The 17,664-nt window shown below is 40.8% G+C and carries 12 protein-coding genes; 1 reads left to right on the forward strand and 11 read right to left on the reverse strand.

Annotated elements, in window-relative coordinates; translation table 11 throughout:
• The 6 genes from RMY16_RS30915 to RMY16_RS30940 form a co-directional block, all read right to left on the reverse strand.
• Nucleotides 1-1,083: right-handed parallel beta-helix repeat-containing protein (locus RMY16_RS30915; protein ID WP_322739578.1), on the reverse strand; the 1,083-nt coding region annotated here is incomplete at its 3' end.
• A 101-nt stretch (nucleotides 1,084-1,184) separates the two neighbouring features.
• A complete protein-coding gene (locus tag RMY16_RS30920; protein WP_322739580.1) occupies nucleotides 1,185-1,814 on the reverse strand; it encodes a precorrin-8X methylmutase in 630 nt (209 codons plus the stop codon).
• A 109-nt stretch (nucleotides 1,815-1,923) separates the two neighbouring features.
• Nucleotides 1,924-2,733: a TPM domain-containing protein gene (locus tag RMY16_RS30925; protein ID WP_322659894.1), complete on the reverse strand. Its 810-nt coding sequence runs from the start codon at nucleotides 2,731-2,733 to the stop codon at nucleotides 1,924-1,926.
• Between the two features lie 286 nt (nucleotides 2,734-3,019).
• Complete coding sequence (locus tag RMY16_RS30930; protein ID WP_322739582.1) at nucleotides 3,020-3,559, reverse strand: DUF948 domain-containing protein; 540 nt, start codon at nucleotides 3,557-3,559, stop codon at nucleotides 3,020-3,022.
• Nucleotides 3,560-3,570: 11 nt separating this feature from the next.
• Entirely contained in the window at nucleotides 3,571-3,921 is a 351-nt protein-coding gene (locus RMY16_RS30935; RefSeq protein ID WP_099101749.1) for a YtxH domain-containing protein, read from the reverse strand.
• Between the two features lie 434 nt (nucleotides 3,922-4,355).
• Nucleotides 4,356-4,691 carry a hypothetical protein gene (locus tag RMY16_RS30940; RefSeq protein WP_322659890.1) on the reverse strand — a complete coding sequence of 112 codons (336 nt, stop codon included), beginning with the start codon at nucleotides 4,689-4,691 and terminating at the stop codon, nucleotides 4,356-4,358.
• 764 nt (nucleotides 4,692-5,455) lie between these two features.
• Between RMY16_RS30940 and RMY16_RS30945 the strand changes: the two genes are divergently transcribed.
• Complete coding sequence (locus tag RMY16_RS30945) at nucleotides 5,456-6,448, forward strand: metal ABC transporter solute-binding protein, Zn/Mn family (RefSeq protein ID WP_322739583.1); 993 nt, start codon at nucleotides 5,456-5,458, stop codon at nucleotides 6,446-6,448.
• A gap of 325 nt (nucleotides 6,449-6,773) precedes the next feature.
• Here RMY16_RS30945 and RMY16_RS30950 read toward each other — a convergent pair whose 3' ends face one another.
• From RMY16_RS30950 to RMY16_RS30970, 5 genes are all read right to left on the reverse strand, one after another.
• Nucleotides 6,774-7,271: a DUF427 domain-containing protein gene (locus RMY16_RS30950; protein WP_322739585.1), complete on the reverse strand. Its 498-nt coding sequence runs from the start codon at nucleotides 7,269-7,271 to the stop codon at nucleotides 6,774-6,776.
• Between the two features lie 108 nt (nucleotides 7,272-7,379).
• Nucleotides 7,380-8,963: an HlyD family efflux transporter periplasmic adaptor subunit gene (locus RMY16_RS30955; protein ID WP_322739586.1), complete on the reverse strand. Its 1,584-nt coding sequence runs from the start codon at nucleotides 8,961-8,963 to the stop codon at nucleotides 7,380-7,382.
• A 113-nt stretch (nucleotides 8,964-9,076) separates the two neighbouring features.
• Nucleotides 9,077-12,088, reverse strand: a complete 3,012-nt coding sequence (locus tag RMY16_RS30960) for a peptidase domain-containing ABC transporter (protein WP_322739587.1) — start codon at nucleotides 12,086-12,088, stop codon at nucleotides 9,077-9,079.
• 814 nt (nucleotides 12,089-12,902) lie between these two features.
• Complete coding sequence (locus RMY16_RS30965; RefSeq protein ID WP_322739588.1) at nucleotides 12,903-15,377, reverse strand: putative Ig domain-containing protein; 2,475 nt, start codon at nucleotides 15,375-15,377, stop codon at nucleotides 12,903-12,905.
• Between the two features lie 539 nt (nucleotides 15,378-15,916).
• Nucleotides 15,917-17,664 (reverse strand): DUF4114 domain-containing protein (locus tag RMY16_RS30970; RefSeq protein ID WP_322739589.1); only part of this gene is annotated, 1,748 nt, incomplete at its 5' end.

Here is a 17,664-nt window from a genome sequence, read left to right on the forward strand (position 1 = left end):
AGATGACGTATGAGCAAATATTTGTCCACCATTAAGTTCTGGACTCTGATTATTTAAAACAGCTGTATTATTTACAATATCAACATGCTCGCTTAAAAATGCATGAATACCCGATCCACCATTATTAAATGCAAGATTATTTTTAACTAAAGTATATCCTTTATATGCACCTAGTTTTGGGTTTTCATCATTTCTTGTAGTATCGATAATAATACCATTACCATCAGTGATCTTTCCGACTGCAATCCAAGGGATGTACATACGATTGTTGTAGGTTTTGTTGTTAGTAACAAACATCTTGTATCCCCGCTTGTTGTCAGAATTCCAACTGCTCAATATCGAAATGCCACTGCAACCATAAACGCTATACCAGGCATTATCGAACACTTCGTTATTATCTATTGTCACATAGTCCGATTCAATCGCTGAAATGCCTGCTCCTCCACACTTATGCACCTTGTTGTTGACAATACGTATATGGTGACTACGGCCATCTTTTCGTCCATCCACATTAATGCAGTTTCCATTCGTTAGCGGGTTTAGTTTGTTAGTTTTCTGACTCATCGCATAATTAAGGGTTATGTTGGCGTTGTTTCCTATGACCTCCAACCCATTTATCTCAATATATGACGCTCCATTGCGAATCAAAATTCCATGCCATCCATTGTGTTGAATTTTCGGTCGATGTCCAGGATATGCTTTAAACTTAATCCATGCATTTGCTTTTCCAGAGCGAGTAATAGATACTACGTCACCACTTGGTTTTGCATTCCTGTAGACTCCGTTCATAATCAATACTGTATCGCCAGGGTTAGTCAGATTTGCTGCCCTTTGAATTGTCCTAAAAGCGGATGAAGTAGAGAGTCCGCTATTTTTGTCATTGCCAGCACCACTAACATAGTATGTTTTTGGAGTTGCCCTAGTGCTGATTAGCTGACGGTTGGATAGGATAATTTCCTTGTTACTAGATACCTGACGAACGTTTTTAATTAAAGATATTTTTATTCCTTCTCCATCAGCGAAAAGATTTAATACCACAGGAATTGCAAGATATGCGCTTAAACTGAAACCTTGAATTACCACAAGATAAGGCTCCTTGAACGGCACGACTTAACCAAAATATCAGGATATTCAATGATTGATGAATACTCTTTTGGATACAAAATACAATAGAGCCGACTTTCCTAGCTCCCTCGATTTCCATCTTGTCCATAGGCTTGCCAAGCTAAGTCTACCAATCCATCAACGATCGCAGCTGCTACAACTGCATTACCTTTGCGGCCGTCAATTATAATGTGAGGCACTAGAGAGTCTTGTAAACGCTCCTTAGCTTCATCAACATTTACAAATCCTACTGGAGTTGCGATCGTTAAAGCAGGTCTAATTTCCTCAACTTCAATTAAATCCAGCAGTGCAGTCAGGGCCGTTTGCGCTTGACCCACCACAAAAATTCCCTCTGGATAACGCTTTGCTAAGGTTTCTATTCCCCATGCTGCGCGAGTTTTTTCTTTTTGAGGGCGTGTTAGAGCTTCCATGCTGCAATACACTGGATTCGCAAAGGTGTTTTGAATGTCGTAGGCAATACCTACTTGTACCATCGGCACATCTACTACAATCGTGGTACGTGCGGCTAGCGCTGCTGCTCCAGCTTGCAAGGCACGCTCAGAAAAGCGAATCAAAGACTTATACTCAAAGTCAGCCGTGGCGTAGATTACCCGACGCACAATCTCATACTCTGCGGGTGAAAAGACATGGTCGCCAATTTCACTATCAATGATTGCTAAACTTTGAGCATCAGTTACGTGCCATTCCATTTTTGTTGAGCTTCTCAAATATTAGCTTTCAGCTTATCAGCTTCAGAGAGTTAACAGTTAGGAGTTAGGAGTTATAAGTTAATTAAACTACTCACTCCTAACTACTCACTCATAACTCATTACTAGAAGAAGAGCGACTGAAAATAGGAGATAGGTAGGCAACTAAGACGCCAATGAGAAACCCAGAGATATTGCGAACTAAAGGCAACCAGTCGCTTGTACGTGTCACAACTGGCCCAATGCCGAAGGCAATAAACAAGATTCCCCACAAAGGTGAGAAAATTAAAGCCCATTGCCAAGCAAAAACTTGTCCTTTTTGGCGGGGTTGAGCTGCAAATCCACAAATCACCCCACCAATAACTGAGGTAATCAAGGTGAGAATCCATTGCTCTCGTGGTAGTCCGGGGACAACATTACAACCCCCTTTGAGCAGACAGCCTTTAACCGATTCTAAGGCTTGTAGAATGGCTTGATCTTCGCCTTGTTCGCGGACAAAATACAAATTACCGAAGCGGGTTTGCAGTTCTATCCAAAAAGTCCGGGGTAAAAGTTTATAAACAGCATCGCCGACGCTAAAACTGAGGATGTTTCCGCCACGAGAATCGGCAACGAGTAGAATGCTTTTGTCATCCAAACCCCAATATTTGATAACTGCCCTACCTGGGGTGCGGTCATATTGGGTTAATACTCGCAGTTTCCAGCCTGTGTCGGCTTCAAACTGCTCTAAATCTTTGACAAGCTTTTCTTCTTGCAGCACAGGCAAAGATTTAGCTAAATCTACAACTGGGGTAAAGGTGTCAGGAAGTAACTCAGGATTGTCATAAGCCAGCGCTGGGGGAGAATGCATCACCCAAATTGACCCAGCCAGGAAAAATATTGCAATAGATACTAGAATTCGTCGCCAAAAACAAGATTGCATGGACGTTTTTATACAAATATTAACGGTAAAAGCGAACAAGTTGTTTTAAAAGAGTACTAGAAAAATGATAGTTCTTTACACTTGTTTACTTTACTCTAATCTAGGGGATCAAAGCAAAAGGTTTTTAAGAGAAGGGGGAGTGGGGTAGATGAAGAGAAATAACCAATGCCTTTCAGGAGGCTGAGTGCTGTTAGTGTTAGCAGAGCTTTTAACCTGTGCTGAGTTCTGAGTCGGGAATCTCACTTATTTACTCACAACTCGTTACTGTTTTGCCCTATACCCTAATTCAATCTTCGTCATCAAAATTGTTTTCCCAACTAGCAGTGTCGTTATAACCATCATTAACGCGGTATACCTCTGCTTTGCTCCGACGATTTTCTTGCCTCAGCACTTCCCGTTCTCGCAACGTTAGTGGTGGTTTTTCATTACTTGGCAAGCGATCGCTCGTCCGCCTTACGGGTTTTTGGCGCGTGAAGTTTTTCCAAGCAGCTTTTGCACCAATCAAGATGCTGCGTGTACTTACTTGCAGATTTTGAGCCTGAATTCTTGCACTATCAAGACTTTGGTCAACTTGCTTCACGACTTGACTAGCACTTTTTACACCCTCACTGACATCATCAGTTAAGTCAGTGATTTCTAAGCCAGTTACGCGGATAGCTTCTAAAGTGGGTGGTAACTCCCGCGAGAGAGTATCAAATAGCTTTTCTGCACTGCGAGCCGCGCGTGCTAACTCCTGCAAAGCCGGTATTGCCGCCACTAAAACCGCAGTCAAGCTTGTGGCGACTAAAAGTAAAGAAAGTCCCAACCAAAACAGGGGTTCAATCACGGTTATGTTATTTATGAGCGTTCTAATGGCTGGGGAAGCGAATCTGAGTCTTCAACAGATGTTTGCCGCTTCAAGACTTGGCTTTCTCGCTGACTGGCATCTACACCTGCTGCGATCGCTTCCCGTAATCGATCTAAAGTCTCATCCCAGTTTCGCAGTGCGCTAGCAGAGAGACGATCTGCCTGAATTTGCACACTCATTGATAAATCTTCTGCCAATTCTGGGATAGCATTAGCAGATTTTTTCAAAATTTTACGCGTTTCGCGCCCTGTGCGTGGAGCTACGAGTAAACCGGTCAAAGCACCGATGGTAGCTCCCAGCATCAAACCGCCAAAAAATACTCCAGAACGGTTATTAGACATTTTCTTGTTTCTCTCCTTACACCCATTTTAGGTGGGTTTTCTCTCCTTGTAAGACTCAACCGATTTTATTCAGTTAATCTATGGTGACAAAATATCAGCTAGAAATGTTGCTTTTATTCATTTATAGTAAAAGCATTAATTACTTGTAATTCAAAACTCCCCGTATCTCCTAAAGTTTTGATACCTTTGGTGGGCGTCTCTTTGGGTTATGTCTTGGGTAGTTCCGTACCCTTCTCCTGATGGAGACGCTCTAACTAACAAGCTTTGAGGGTATGGAAAGGGGAAGCGATGCCTGCGGCGGTCACTGAGCGCAGCCGAAGTGCGGGCTATGCCTACGCTAGAAGCCAATGCACCCTATGGAATATTACTACGGATCTCTCCGTGTGTTCTCCCGTCATCCTTAATCATAAATGTTCATCTGAACCAGACATAACTCATTTTGCAACTGTTCTTTTCCCAGATATTAACTCTAGCTTCGGAAAATAACGCTGCCAGATTTGCCGTCCTAGCAAAAGTAGACTGATAATTTGCCGCACTTGTTGAATTTGTATTTGTAGCGCTTGATTTCTCTGCCGTAAGTTATAAATATTCTGTTGGCTGAGATAAATATTTTCGGGTGCTTTATTCAGTGCTGCATTAGTACAACTTTCATAGGTGGTTAACCTATCTGCTATATATGCTAGCTGCTGCTTAAGTTGCCACACCCGCCAAGCCACATAGAGTAGTATTAGTGAAATCAGGGTGTTAATTATGACAACTAAAATTACCATTGTTTATCTTGACTAATATTAGCTTTGAGGAATTGTTCTATATACTCGATTTGGCTCTTATTGAATGATGAAAAAACTAAAGGATAAAATTTATGCCACAGAGTACATCCTGGATTCTGGCAATAAAAAGTAATTAGATAATGCTCTAAGCGATATTGAGAGGCTTTACTAGGTGAAAATTAGTGTAACAAAGGCTGATGGTTAAAAAATCGCCAATTTGCCAATTTTGTAACAATGATATGTCCACACTTCGCAAAACCACAGCTACAATTGCCTTAGATTCACGACTCGGTTTGCGAAATCAACCCGTATGCTCCATAAGCCCCATCATTACTACCTCTCACTTCTTAACCTGATAATCCTAGTTAATTTGGAGCTTTGTGAGATGTAAGCACAATGGTATAGACCCTTCAACAGATGGTGAGAGAACTACACTACCCTCCTTGGATACTCCCCAGCATTGCCTTTATTATTGTGCTCCTACCTCTACCAGTTTTCCAGTCTGTCGTGTGCAGTTAACTAATATTTTGTCTGCAAAAACCTCACTAGTGGTTCACCAACCAAAAATTGCTGGGTGTGGACTTGAGAAACAGATAAGTGATAGAGGAGAAAGTCTATTAATTCCTCTTCCCTTTACCTTTTTCTTTATCGAAGGCTTCCCCATCAGCCCTTAACCTCTTCTCGCTGAAGACTTTCCCCTGGTATTTTACTAATACTTTACCAATAATGATTATCTTTTTTTATACATCCAGTAGGAGCTGAGGATGTCAAAAAAATCACCATTGAGCAATTTCTTCCCAGTTATTCTTGCTGCCTTAACAATTGGATTTGTTGGATGTAGAAATCAAGCTGTAAGCACTACATTCACTCAGACTAACACCCAGGTAAATGAGAATCTTCCCCAAGTTGTAGCGACTACAAGCGTACTGTGTGACTTAACTAGGCAGGTTGCCGGAAATACAGTTAACCTCACCTGCTTAATTTCCCCTACTGCCGACCCTCAATTTTATAAACCAAAACCGGAAGATCGTAAAACGATTGAGCAAGCTAATCTTATTCTTTATAATGGTTACAATTTTGAACCAAATCTGATCAAGTTAATTAAAGCGACTAAAAACTCTACACCAAAAATAGCCGTCGCTCAACTGGCAGTACCTAAGCCACAAAAATTTCAGGCACGTGGTAAGAATATAACTGATCCTCATGTTTGGCACAATACCAAAAACGCTATCAGAATGGTGGAGGTAATTAATAGTAATTTGAGAAAATTACAATCTAGTGATGCAGAGGCTTATAGCAGTAATACTAAAAAAATTACCAATGAACTCACTCAACTAGATAGCTGGATTAAGTCAAGAATTGCCAGTATTCCTACCAAAGAACGTAAATTGGTTACAACCTCGGATGCACTAAGTTATTACGCCAAAGCATACCGTATTTCATTGACAGGAGGATTGCAAAGTATTAGTACGAACGAAAAGCTGACAGCAGGACGAGTCAATAATTTGGCTACAAATATTAAACGAGCTAAAGTCTCAACAATTTTTGCTGAAGTGGAAATTAATCCTAATTTGATTCAATCTGTAGCCACAGAAGCTAAAGTGAAAATTTCTGACAGAAAGCTGTATGCTGAGGGACTTGGTGAACCAGAAAGCGACGCGGACACTTATCAAAAAATGATGATTGCCAATACACGCACAATTGTAGAAGGGCTAGGAGGGACGTATTTGATGTTTGAAACGAAAGCTGCTAGGTAGCTATAACATCAATTCAGTAATCCTCGAAATCGGGTTTATTGATATTTCAGAAAACTTGGTTTATTAGTATATTTTTGGAATACACAATTGGAGTTTTAAAGGTTACGGAAGATGGGTAAAAGAGATTGTGTTATTCAGATTATTAAGTCTCCACCATAGCAATGCTTTCTTTTGCATCTCTTTGATGAACCCATCTTTTTCATCTATATATTCGATGATATCGTTAGGATATTGGTACTACTTCTACTTTCATCTGGATTTAGAAACAACATTCTTGAATTTGAATTCAAAATTTAAAATCCAAAATCCAAAATCCAAAATTGACTTACCATCCCCAAGTACCAGGAGCGCCTTTAAATGGCCCAACAATATCACTGGTTATCCAACCACCGTAGAAGTTACCTGGTTGTGGTTGCACCTCTTCGCCATTAACGTAGCATTTATCCATTAAATGAGCATAAAAAGCTACATAGTCCTTGATAGATTCAAAGGCTGGTGTGGGTTTGGGGTAGAACCAGGCAGCATTATGGACTTCTTTATCCCCAACTCGGATTGTGTAGTAACTAGCACTTCCCTTCCACTCACAAAAGCTAGATTGCGGAGTCATCTCTAGATATTCCATTTTAATATCCGCTGGGGGAATGTAGTAAGAAGGAGGATGACTGGTTTCTAAAACACGTTTGGCGCTGTGAGTATCTACAATTACTACTCCGTTAAAGACTATTTGGATATGTTTGGTTGTGTCCTCCAAAAGAGGAGGACGGGGGTAATCCCAAACTGATTCTTGCCCAGGAGCAGGTTCGATGCGTTGAAAATTAACCATTATCAAGAGTATTGAGTTCTGAGAGAGGAAAAAGTACTCAGTACTGATGTACTTAGCGAAGCAACAACCATTCTCGTGAAGTCACTGCGGTTTTTAACTCAACCCTTTTCATCGTACCTGTTTAAGAGCATCAACTTGCTTGGTAAACAACTCAGTGAATAAACTAAGCACAGTCCGTTCTTCGCGCACTTTTATATTGGCACTAATGGACATACCTGATTGCAGGTTAACTTTTTTGCCCTTAATTACTAGGGATTGTTTATCTAATGAGACTTTTGCCGGAAATCTGTAAAACTGATGGGTTTCGTCTGGGGGTAATGCGTCTGAACCTATCCCAGTCACTTCTCCCTTAATATCACCAAACTCGCTGTAAGGAAAGGAGTCAATTCTGACATCTACTTTCATACCTTTTCGCACAAACCCAATATCTTTGTTAGTTATGAAAACTTCAGCGATATAGTTTTCTTTAGGGACAATTTGCAACAGTTTTGTAGTTGGAGTGGCGACAAATCCAGGATTTTTTGCTTGCAAATCGAAAACTGCTCCAGCTACAGGTGCGCGAAGTTCTTGATATTTAACGTTTAACTGTGATTGAGAGATTTTACTATTGACATCTGCCAAACGCTGCTCATTATCCAGCACAACTTTCATGAATTGGCTATCGATTGTGGCAATCTGCTGTTTGTTCTCAGCTATCTTATCCAAAATGTTTTTATCAGAAACAGCCACCGTATTGCTTAACTCTTGTTGTCCTTTTTCGATATCAAACTGGAGACGTTTCAGTTCCTCACCTAGCTGCGCTACTTCTGCTGTACGGTTTTGAACTTCTTGTTGCTGGTTGAGATACTGAAGTTGAGAAATCCCACCTTCTTCTGCTAATATCTTCAGCTTAGTTAAAATTCCTTCTTGAATGGCTAAACTTGATTTACTATCTTCCAGCTTAATTTGATTTTGAATCAGTTGTTTTTTGATCTTTTCTACTTCTAATCGTGCTGCGGAAGATCGAGAGTCTAATTCCTGTTTGGCAACTCGTAGAAGTTGTTGCTCATCAATTCCTACTCTAGAATCTTGACCAGAATTTTTTAATTGAGTGCGGAATAATTCATTTTCTGCTACTAATGCTGCCCGACTTTTCAACAGAAAAGCAGTTTCTTGCGGCAAATTACCACGCAAATATAACAGTTCAGATCCATTGGCAGTACTTGCATTCATCAATCGGCGATAAATCTGGTTTTCTTTCATTAATGCAAGGCGAATTTTATTCAAAGAATTTAATTCGGCAACAGAGGCTATGGAATCAAAAGTTAGCAGTAAATCACCTGGCTTTACTTCTTGTCCATCTTTTACATTAACTGTTTTCACCACTCCGCTCACAGGAGCCTGAACTTCTTTGACTGTTCCTTGGGGTTTTAATTGCCCGGTTGCTGGCACTACTTGTTCAATTTTTGCAAAATAAGTCCAAGCAATACCAAAGCACGCTAGCCCCACTAGTGTCATCATGATTGTACGCGACCAAATTGGAGATTGGCGCAAAACAATAGATTGCTCAAATTCCTGATTGTTTAAGTTAGTAAAAGACTCTTGAACAGCTTTTTGTTGTTTTGTCAATACCTGTGAATCGTGCTTCACTCCATTTTTGTGATTACCATTTTTGTGATTGCCGTTGAGATGATTCCCATTAAGTTGAGTCATAACGATTTTGGGTTTTGGACTTGTCGTGAGCGTTTAGTCGAACGATTTTGAATTTTTTGTGGGTTGGGCAATGTTTCCCGATGCCAAAAACCTTTGCCCTCAAGAATGACTAATTACAAGTTTACATCTTGTTGTTGATACAGGTAATAATAATGACCCTTAGTAGCCATTAATTCTTGATGGCTACCTTGTTCTATAACCCTGCTGTTATCCATCACAACAATCATATCTGCATTACTGACGGTATTCAGTCGGTGGGTAATAAAAAATACTGTATCGCCCTTGAATGCTTTGGCTAAGTTGAGACATATTTGCCGTTCTGTGGGATAATCTAATGCACTAGTTGCTTCGTCTAAAACTAATAATTTTGGTCGTTGTAAAACTGAACGAGCGATCGCAATTCTTTGTCGTTGTCCACCTGAAAGTGCAGAACCCCGTTCTCCCACACGCGTGTTGTAACCGTTTGGTAAGTTCATGATAAACTCGTGGGCGCAAGCAACTTGAGCCGCTTCGATAATTTCTTCGGTTGTGGCATCGGGATTGGTTAGGGCAATATTTTCCTGAACGCTGCCGTCAAACAATAATGTCTCTTGAGGAACGACGCCAATTTGTCGTCGCAACGAATAAAGTTCTACTTTGGCGATATCATAACCATCAATCAAAATTCTGCCAGACTCAGTTTCGTAAAGTCTCAGCAGTAATTTCATCATCGTACTTTTACCAGATCCACTTTGCCCGACAATGCCGATAAATTTACCTGGCGCAAATTCCAGGTTGACATTAGAAAGTTGCAGAGGACCACTTGTGCCAAACCGAAAGGAAACATTTTCATATTTCACTGCTCCCTTGATTGAAGGTAAAGGTATATTGTAGCGGTCTGTTTCTGCTTCTTGTGGGGTATCGACAATATCGCTTAAACGCTCTAGAGACAAGGCAGTTTCTTGGAAGCTTTGCCAGAGTTGAGCTAAACGTAATATTGGGCTGGTGACATAACCCGATATAATCCTAAAGGCAATTAATTCGCCTAAAGTTAATTCTTGTTGCAGTACTAAATAAGCTCCTACCCACAAAACTAGTAAGCTGCTGAGTTTGTTGAGAAAGTTGCTAGTAGAGTTAGCAAGGGTAGAAGTCACAACTGTTTTAAAACCAGCGGCGACAAATCGGGCGTAACGCTCTTGCCAGGAAAAGCGCGATCGCAATTCGATATTTTGCGCTTTTACTGTTTGAATGCCTGACATCACCTCCACTAAATAAGATTGAGTTTCGGCGTTGCGTTCGGCCTTGGCACGTAACTGTCTGCTAATAGTGGGAGAAGCAATTAAGGTGATCACGACAAACACAGGAATTGTGCTTAAGCCGACTAAGGTAAGTTGCCAACTATAAATCAGCATCACACCGATATAAACTACTGAGAACAGAGCGTCCAACCCCACTGTTAAAGCAGTACCCGTGAGGAATTGGCGGATATTTTCTAGTTCGTTGATGCGAGTGGAAAGTTCACCCACCGGTCGGCGTTCAAAATAGCGCAACGGTAGACGTAGTAAGTGGTCAATGATTTGCGACCCTAAACCCATATCGATCCGGTTCGTGGTATCAACAAATAAGTAGGTTCGTAAAGTAGTCAATACTGCTTCAAATAGCCCGACTACTAAGAGCAAAATCCCCAAAATATGTAGTGTGCCAATACTATTTTGAGTGATAACTTTGTCGATAATTAACTGAACGACTAGCGGATTTGCCAACGCTGCCAACTGCACGAAAAAGGAAGCGATAAAAACCTCTATTAGGACTCGGCGGTGCTTTGACAAATAGGGCAGAAACCACCGTAAACTAAAGCGTTCTTGGGGAGTTTGGTTGGTCGCAGTCAGCAGTAATACCTTAACTTTGGGCGGAAAGTCAGTTGGATCGACATCTAATTGTTCAACCAATTGAGCTACTTTGCAGCGCACAATTCCTTTGGATGGAACACCTACAACCGCGGTATTGGCATCTACTGCATATAAAACGGCAAAATTATCACCGTAGCGAATTAGCGCAGGTGTCGGAATGCGCGTGACTGAAGCAACTGGTAACTCTATCAACTGCGCCTTCAGTCCAATTAACTCTGCCAGGTAAGCAGTAACTTGAAACGATATAGTCCCTTGACGTTTGATTTGCTCAGTTAAGATGCGGCGAACCACCTCGCGACGAAACGGCATTTCTAGGTGCTTCGCGATCATTTGGAAGCAGGCGAAGGTTGAATTTAATTCTCCTTTACCGCCAAAAAATGGGTATTTTTGTTTTGACGAATTCTTTGAGTTTTGGGGGGGTGTCTGTGGAACTATTTCGTCTGATGCGTAGGGAATAATATCTAAGTCGTCAGCGCTATCTCTATCTACTCTGGTTTCAGTTATTGCAAGTTCTATTTCATGACTATCTTCTAAGATCAAATCTGACGGATGTATACCAAGCAAGCGTGCGGGGTTTTGACCGATAACCTGAATCTTGTCTCTGTCATCTTCTGATTCTAAGCGATCGCCAGGTGAGAAATTCGTGACTGTACCACCGCCACTCACAAACCAAACGCTTTTGCTATCCAGTTGGTTGAAGGGAGTTTTGCCGGAAGGGAGATAATGTATTTTCGCCTGGGGTAAGGCTTTTTCTGTTAGTTCTCTGAGATTTAAGGTAGCGATCGCTTGCTTTTGCCAATAGGAACCGAGAATATCGAAAACTTCTACCAAATAACTACGGTTCTTCCGAGCTTCGGCAAAAGCTGGGTATGAAGCTAGGAAGCTAAAATATGCTGTTGCACTCAAGGTTAAACATACTACTTCGGTGGAAGCGATCGCTGTTTCACAGGCGACATTGCGCAACAAACCAATTTCACCGATAATTTCCCCAGGTTGCAGTAATTTTAGGGTGATTGGCAATTGCGTCTGGGGATCATATCCCAACAGCCGCACTTGTCCCTCATAAATTATGGTGATGCGTTCCGGGAGACTTTCTTTACCGATGATTTTCTGGCCTATACGATAGCGCCAAGCTTGCAGTTGTTCTGATAGATTAGCGATCGCTCCATCCGGCAATTTCTCAAACCCTTCTAGGGTAGTGAGAAATTCGGGAAAAGTGTTCTTAATATAAGTCATATAAAACAAGTTAAAGTGAGGAATTAAGTCGAAAATATTAGGGAGTATCTCTTTTACTAACAGTGGCAGTGTTTGGTTTTATGCCAGCAGTGACAAGACTTCTGGGGAATGTAGGTGTTTAAATGTGTAACAGCACACAGGGTAATTGAATCTAATTGCAGACCTGTATTCATATCACACGGTTACGATTGTTACGCATTTTTCAAAATAAAGCATACTGTAAATAGATTGAAGACAAGTTATCACTTGGTTAACGCTACATAATTTATACAAAATTAAACTCAATATTGAGGATTGCAACTATGCAACATCGATACTCATCATCAAACTAAAATACATAAACATGGCTGTTAAATTTAGAGATGTATATTTTACTTTATGATAATCAACATGAAAGTATCACAGATGCTTTCCTAAGTAAATACCCTAGTTAAGAATTATGTAATAAAAAAAACTTTAATTTTCTGAATTATTTTTTACAAATTCTTAAATACAGGGATTGACAATATCAATAATGGCAGCAAACAGGAGCTTTCCTCGTTAAACATCACCTATACCCGATTATGAAATAATTCTCCATCACTTTTTTACTAGCTTAATTTAATAAAAATTAACCGGAAAAGTAAAAGGGAAGATTGTTTGTCACCCTAGAAGAATCAACTATTAAATTTATGAAGTAAAGACAATAACTGCCTTCAGTAAATTTACTAGTTTAATTAATAGGAGTCCATTTAATCACCACGCATAAAATAACCTCATCCCGGTTGCGGCATGAGGTTTTTTTATTTTTCTAAGTAATTACTCGCCTTCGATACTAGGCAAGATTAGCACTCAAATTGACCTGCACAATCACATCGTTGTAATCTTTGTCACCACCATTTGCTAAATCTTCAAAACCAAAGGTGTTATTTCCTAACAGCCGAATGTGATCTACCCGATCTGAATTAGCACCCAAGAATGTGAAGTAAACATTCTTATTGCCATTGCCATTGAGAATCGTATCAGGTGTGCCATCCACAATAATAAATGGTGCAAACAAAGAATTCGGCTCGAAAGTGCCAGTGTAATTTGCAGTACCTTGGTTGCCCACCGCTAAGTCAATGCCTGCAACACGCCCACGCACAGCAGCTTCGGCGTAGCCAGCCTGACCAACGAGAATATCTGCCGTGCCATCACCGTTGGTGTCAATACCACCATTTTCATCAGCCACCTGATAGAAGCCGACAAAGTTATTGTAAGATGCCTCTCTGTTGACTTGAAACTCAGCTGTTACCGATTGTGTCACACTCCGTAAATCAATCAGTTCGCCTTGATATTCGCCTTGCAGACCAGTACCCAAAGATACCTCTTGATTGGTTGGCTGAATATTCACTACCAAATTCTGAAAATTAAGAGAAAACCCTTGATCTTCTATGTTGTTATTTGTACCTGAGGAAAAAAGCACACTTGAGAAGGGGGTTTTTCCAGACAGTACAGCTTGAGTAGTACTGTTGGATACCAGATAAAATCTGAGCTTGGTATCAGAGTCGAATTCTAAAATGTTTTTCAGGTCGGCAGGATTAAAACCATTAGGCAGATTGGCAAGAGCGGAGAAAACTACCTTTGAACGCAAAAGAGCCGCTTGCGTATAGCCTTCTGCACCAGGGGCTATGCCGTTAATCCTACCTTCTTCATCGTCAACAGCAAATACATTTAGTTCATTCACTTCTGAAGAGGTGTTGTTTTTAATATTGACTGAGAGTTTTGCTTTATCACTTTTAATGTTCAACTTAGTCTTGACACTAAAGATATCGCCTGTAATTGTCACTACAGGAGTATCGTCAGCAACCGCAAGTTGAAACACATCACTAGCTTGCTCTCCTGCAACATCCTTAGCTGTGACTTTGATGTTCAAACTACCTACGTCCTCATTCTCAGGAGTACCACTGAAGGTAAGGGTAGTAGGATTGAAGTTCAACCAAGTAGGTAGTAGGTCATCATTTTCCAGGGTTGCAGTGTAGGTGAGAATGTCTCCTACATCCGCATCACTAAAGGTGTCATCTGGGACAGTGAAGTTGAAAAGTGTGTCTTCAGTAACTTGTTGGTCTGCAATTTCTTTTACCAAGACTGGAGGATCGTTAACATTATTGATCGTGATTTTAAACACATCACTGGCTTGCTCTCCAGTAACATCCTGAGCGGTAACTTTGATGTTTATACTACCTACGTCCTGATTCTCAGGAGTGCCACTGAAAGTCCTGGTAGCAGTATCGAACTTCAACCCTTTCGGCAAAGGCGTATCGTCGGGCAGAGTTGCAGTGTAGGTAAGGGTATCTCCGACATCTGGATCAGTAAAAGTGTCATTTGGTACAGTGAAGGTGAAGAGAATACCTTGAGTGGCTTGTTGGTCTGCAATTTCTTTTACCAAGACAGGAGGATCGTTGACATTATTGATCGTGATTTTAAACACATCACTGGCTTGATTTGCAGTAGTATCTGTAGCGGTAACTTTGATGTTTATACTACCTACGTCCTCATTCTCAGGAGTACCACTGAAAGTCCTGGTAACAGCATTGAACTTCAACCCATTCGGCAAAGGCGTATCGTCGGGCAGAGTTGCAGTGTAGGTGAGGATATCACCGACATCTGCATCACTAAAGGTGTCAGCTGGGACGGTGAAGTTGAAGAGTATCTCTTCGGTGGCTTCTTGATCTTGAATTGCATTCGCTACCACTGGAACACTTAGTACTGAAGCGTAGGCTGCCATTACTTTTGGCTGAAACGCCAGAGTAGGAACAATTGCCTTCGTAGAAACTTCCAGTTCCCAGTCACCACCTAATGCAGTACTCCCCGTTAAGTTATCAGACGCCGCTACTACTGCACCTGTGAATTCACTCAGGCGCTGTACAAATGCTTTACCTTGCTCTGTTTGCCCGATTTCGCAACCATACAACAGTAGTTGTGCATCTGCACTCAAAACATTTGCCCAGTCCATGAGTTGCCGAGCATAATGGTTAAGGGTTTGGTAGCTGAGTTGACTGTTCCCCAGATAAACTTGCCCTGGTGCGCCGTGAGAAACAATGTGTAGGGTATTGATTTCCCGATGAGTTGCCAGCACTTGGCTAATTTGTTCAATGCCATTCTGGTCAGGATCTAAGACTATAACAGAGGTATTTGGCAATACACCTGCTACTAAACATTGGTAGTTCTCAACCTGTGGGTCTATGAAAACTAAGTGAGTAGCAGGTATTTGCTTATACAAGCCTTGAGTTGATTGGGTAGCGATCGCCATCGAGATGGTGTCTGACATAATTACTCTTATTAATTAATAGTTTTTTCGTTGCAGCCGTTGTGTGCTATATCCTGGAAATCACGTAGAAGCAGGATTTTTTTGGCATAGCCAAGGAGTCAATTATTAAACTGATATAAGAATCATATTTGATATCTGAACAAGATTTTAGATAAAATCCTGATAAAATCGGCTTTTCAGTCTCAGGATGTTTTCAAAAATTAAATCGGAATCCTAATATAAATATAAAAAGCTAATGGTATTCAGTAAATATACTGCCTAAACTTTCGGCTCGATATTACCATACCATCAATAATAATAAATGGTGCAAACAGAGAATCAGCTTTGAAAGTCGCGGTGTAATTAACTGTCCTTTGGTTATTCCCCGTCAAAAAATGCCTGTAACACGCTGATGCACAGGTTTAGGACTGATGCAAAGGTTTTATTGGCGATCGCATTTATACATATATGAGTCCATGTAATCACCATGCAGAAAAGAACCTCACCCCTTAACCGGGATGAGGTTGTATTATTTTTCTAAGTAATTACTCGCCTTTGATCTAGGCAAGATTGACACTCAAATTTATTTGTACAATCATATCGTTGTAATCTTTATCACCACCATTGGCTAAATCTTCAAAACCAAAGGTGTTATTTCCCAACAGTCGAATGTGATCTACCTTATCTGAGTTAGCACCCAAGAATGAGAAATAAACTTTCTTGTTGTCATTGCCATTGAGAATAGCATCGGGTTTACCATCCACAATAATAAATGGTGCAAACAAAGAGTTCGGCCCGAAAGCGCCAGTGTAATTTGCAGTGCCTTGGTTGTCCACTGCCAAGTCAATGCCTCCAACACGCCCACGCACAGCGGCTTCAGCGTAACCAGCCTGTCCAACAAGGATATCTGCTGTGCCATCACCATTAGTGTCAATACCACCATTCTCATCAGCTACCTGATAGAAGCCAACAAAGTTGTTGTAAGATGCTTCTCTGTTAACTGCAAACTCAGCTGATACTGATTGTGTCACACTTCGTAAATCAAGCAGTTCACCTTGATATTTACCTTGTAAACCAGTACCTAAAGATACTTCTTCTTCTGTTGTCTGAACCGTCACAACGAAATCCTGGAAGTTGAGAGAAAACCCTTCCTCTTGCGTGCTGTTACTTGTAGCAGAGGAAAAAACGACACTTGAGAAAGAAGTTTTTCCAGACAGTACAGCCTGAGTAGTACTGTTAGATACCAGATAGAATCTGAGTTTAGTACCAGACTCAAATTCTAAAATATTTTTCAAGTCGTCGTTCTTAAAACCCTTGGGTAGTTTAGCAATGGAGGATAAAATTACCTTTGAACGCTCTAGAGCGACTTTGGTATAACCCTCTGAACCAGGGGCTATGCCGTTGATTTTACCTTCTTCATCGTCAACGGCAAATACACAGAGTTCATTCACCTCTTTAGCGTTGTTGTTTTTAATCTTAAGAGATAGCTTTCCTTTTTTACCCTTAACTTTACTGTTGACAATAAAGATATTCTGAGTAATATTGACAAGCTGGAAAATTGTTGTTGTCTGGGTATTTGTAGTAGATCCAAAGCTATCAATATTAACATCCAACTCTTTATCAAAAGAAAGTCCAGCAAGGTCAGTTGTGCGGACACGAACTTTATAACTAGATTTAGTCGCGTCAGATTTAATTTTTAAGCTATCTCCCTCAATGATGAATGCATTATTGTCAGTATCGCCAGCACCCGTTACTAAACTGTAAGTGTGTTTATCGTTTTGGTCTGAGTCAGTAGTGGTGAAAAGACCAATGATTTTGTTATCATCATCGTCGTTATCATCTCCATCACCACTACTATTATCGTCATCGTCATCGTCATCGTCATCGTCATTGTTGATAGCGCTAAATATCAAGTCTGTGGGCTTTTCGTTGAGATCCTTGACATTGATAACTAACTCTTTCTCAAAGGAGAGTCCACCAAGGTCTGTACTAGCTACCCGAATATTATAAGTTGATTTGCTTTCAAAGTTGGGAGAATTAATTATTTGTAGGCTATTGTCAACAATGCTGAATAGGGCGTTATCAGCATCGCCAGTACCCGCGATTAAACTATAGGTGTGCTGGTCATCAGTGTTTGGGTCAGTGGTGGTGAAAGTGCCAATTTCAGCACTTGCAACTACATTCTCATCAACACTAGTAGCACTCAACATCAAGTCTGTGGGGTCAAAATTGGAATTATTTAGTAGTAGGGACACATTGTTGTCAGTGGAGTTAGCAACAACCAAATCCAGTTTCCCGTCACCGTCAA

The organism is Nostoc sp. DedQUE12b (genome assembly GCF_034530835.1).
GTDB lineage: Bacteria > Cyanobacteriota > Cyanobacteriia > Cyanobacteriales > Nostocaceae > Nostoc.

Bases quoted from the DNA above. Each gene is read 5' to 3' on its own strand.
- RMY16_RS30925 (WP_322659894.1), bottom strand. From the start codon at position 2,733: ATGCAATCTTGTTTTTGGCGACGAATTCTAGTATCTATTGCAATATTT.
- RMY16_RS30950 (WP_322739585.1), bottom strand. From the start codon at position 7,271: ATGGTTAATTTTCAACGCATCGAACCTGCTCCTGGGCAAGAATCAGTT.
- RMY16_RS30945 (WP_322739583.1), top strand. From the start codon at position 5,456: ATGTCAAAAAAATCACCATTGAGCAATTTCTTCCCAGTTATTCTTGCT.
- RMY16_RS30935 (WP_099101749.1), bottom strand. From the start codon at position 3,921: ATGTCTAATAACCGTTCTGGAGTATTTTTTGGCGGTTTGATGCTGGGA.
- RMY16_RS30955 (WP_322739586.1), bottom strand. From the start codon at position 8,963: ATGACTCAACTTAATGGGAATCATCTCAACGGCAATCACAAAAATGGT.
- RMY16_RS30960 (WP_322739587.1), bottom strand. From the start codon at position 12,088: ATGACTTATATTAAGAACACTTTTCCCGAATTTCTCACTACCCTAGAA.
- RMY16_RS30965 (WP_322739588.1), bottom strand. From the start codon at position 15,377: ATGTCAGACACCATCTCGATGGCGATCGCTACCCAATCAACTCAAGGC.
- RMY16_RS30920 (WP_322739580.1), bottom strand. From the start codon at position 1,814: ATGGAATGGCACGTAACTGATGCTCAAAGTTTAGCAATCATTGATAGT.
- RMY16_RS30940 (WP_322659890.1), bottom strand. From the start codon at position 4,691: ATGGTAATTTTAGTTGTCATAATTAACACCCTGATTTCACTAATACTA.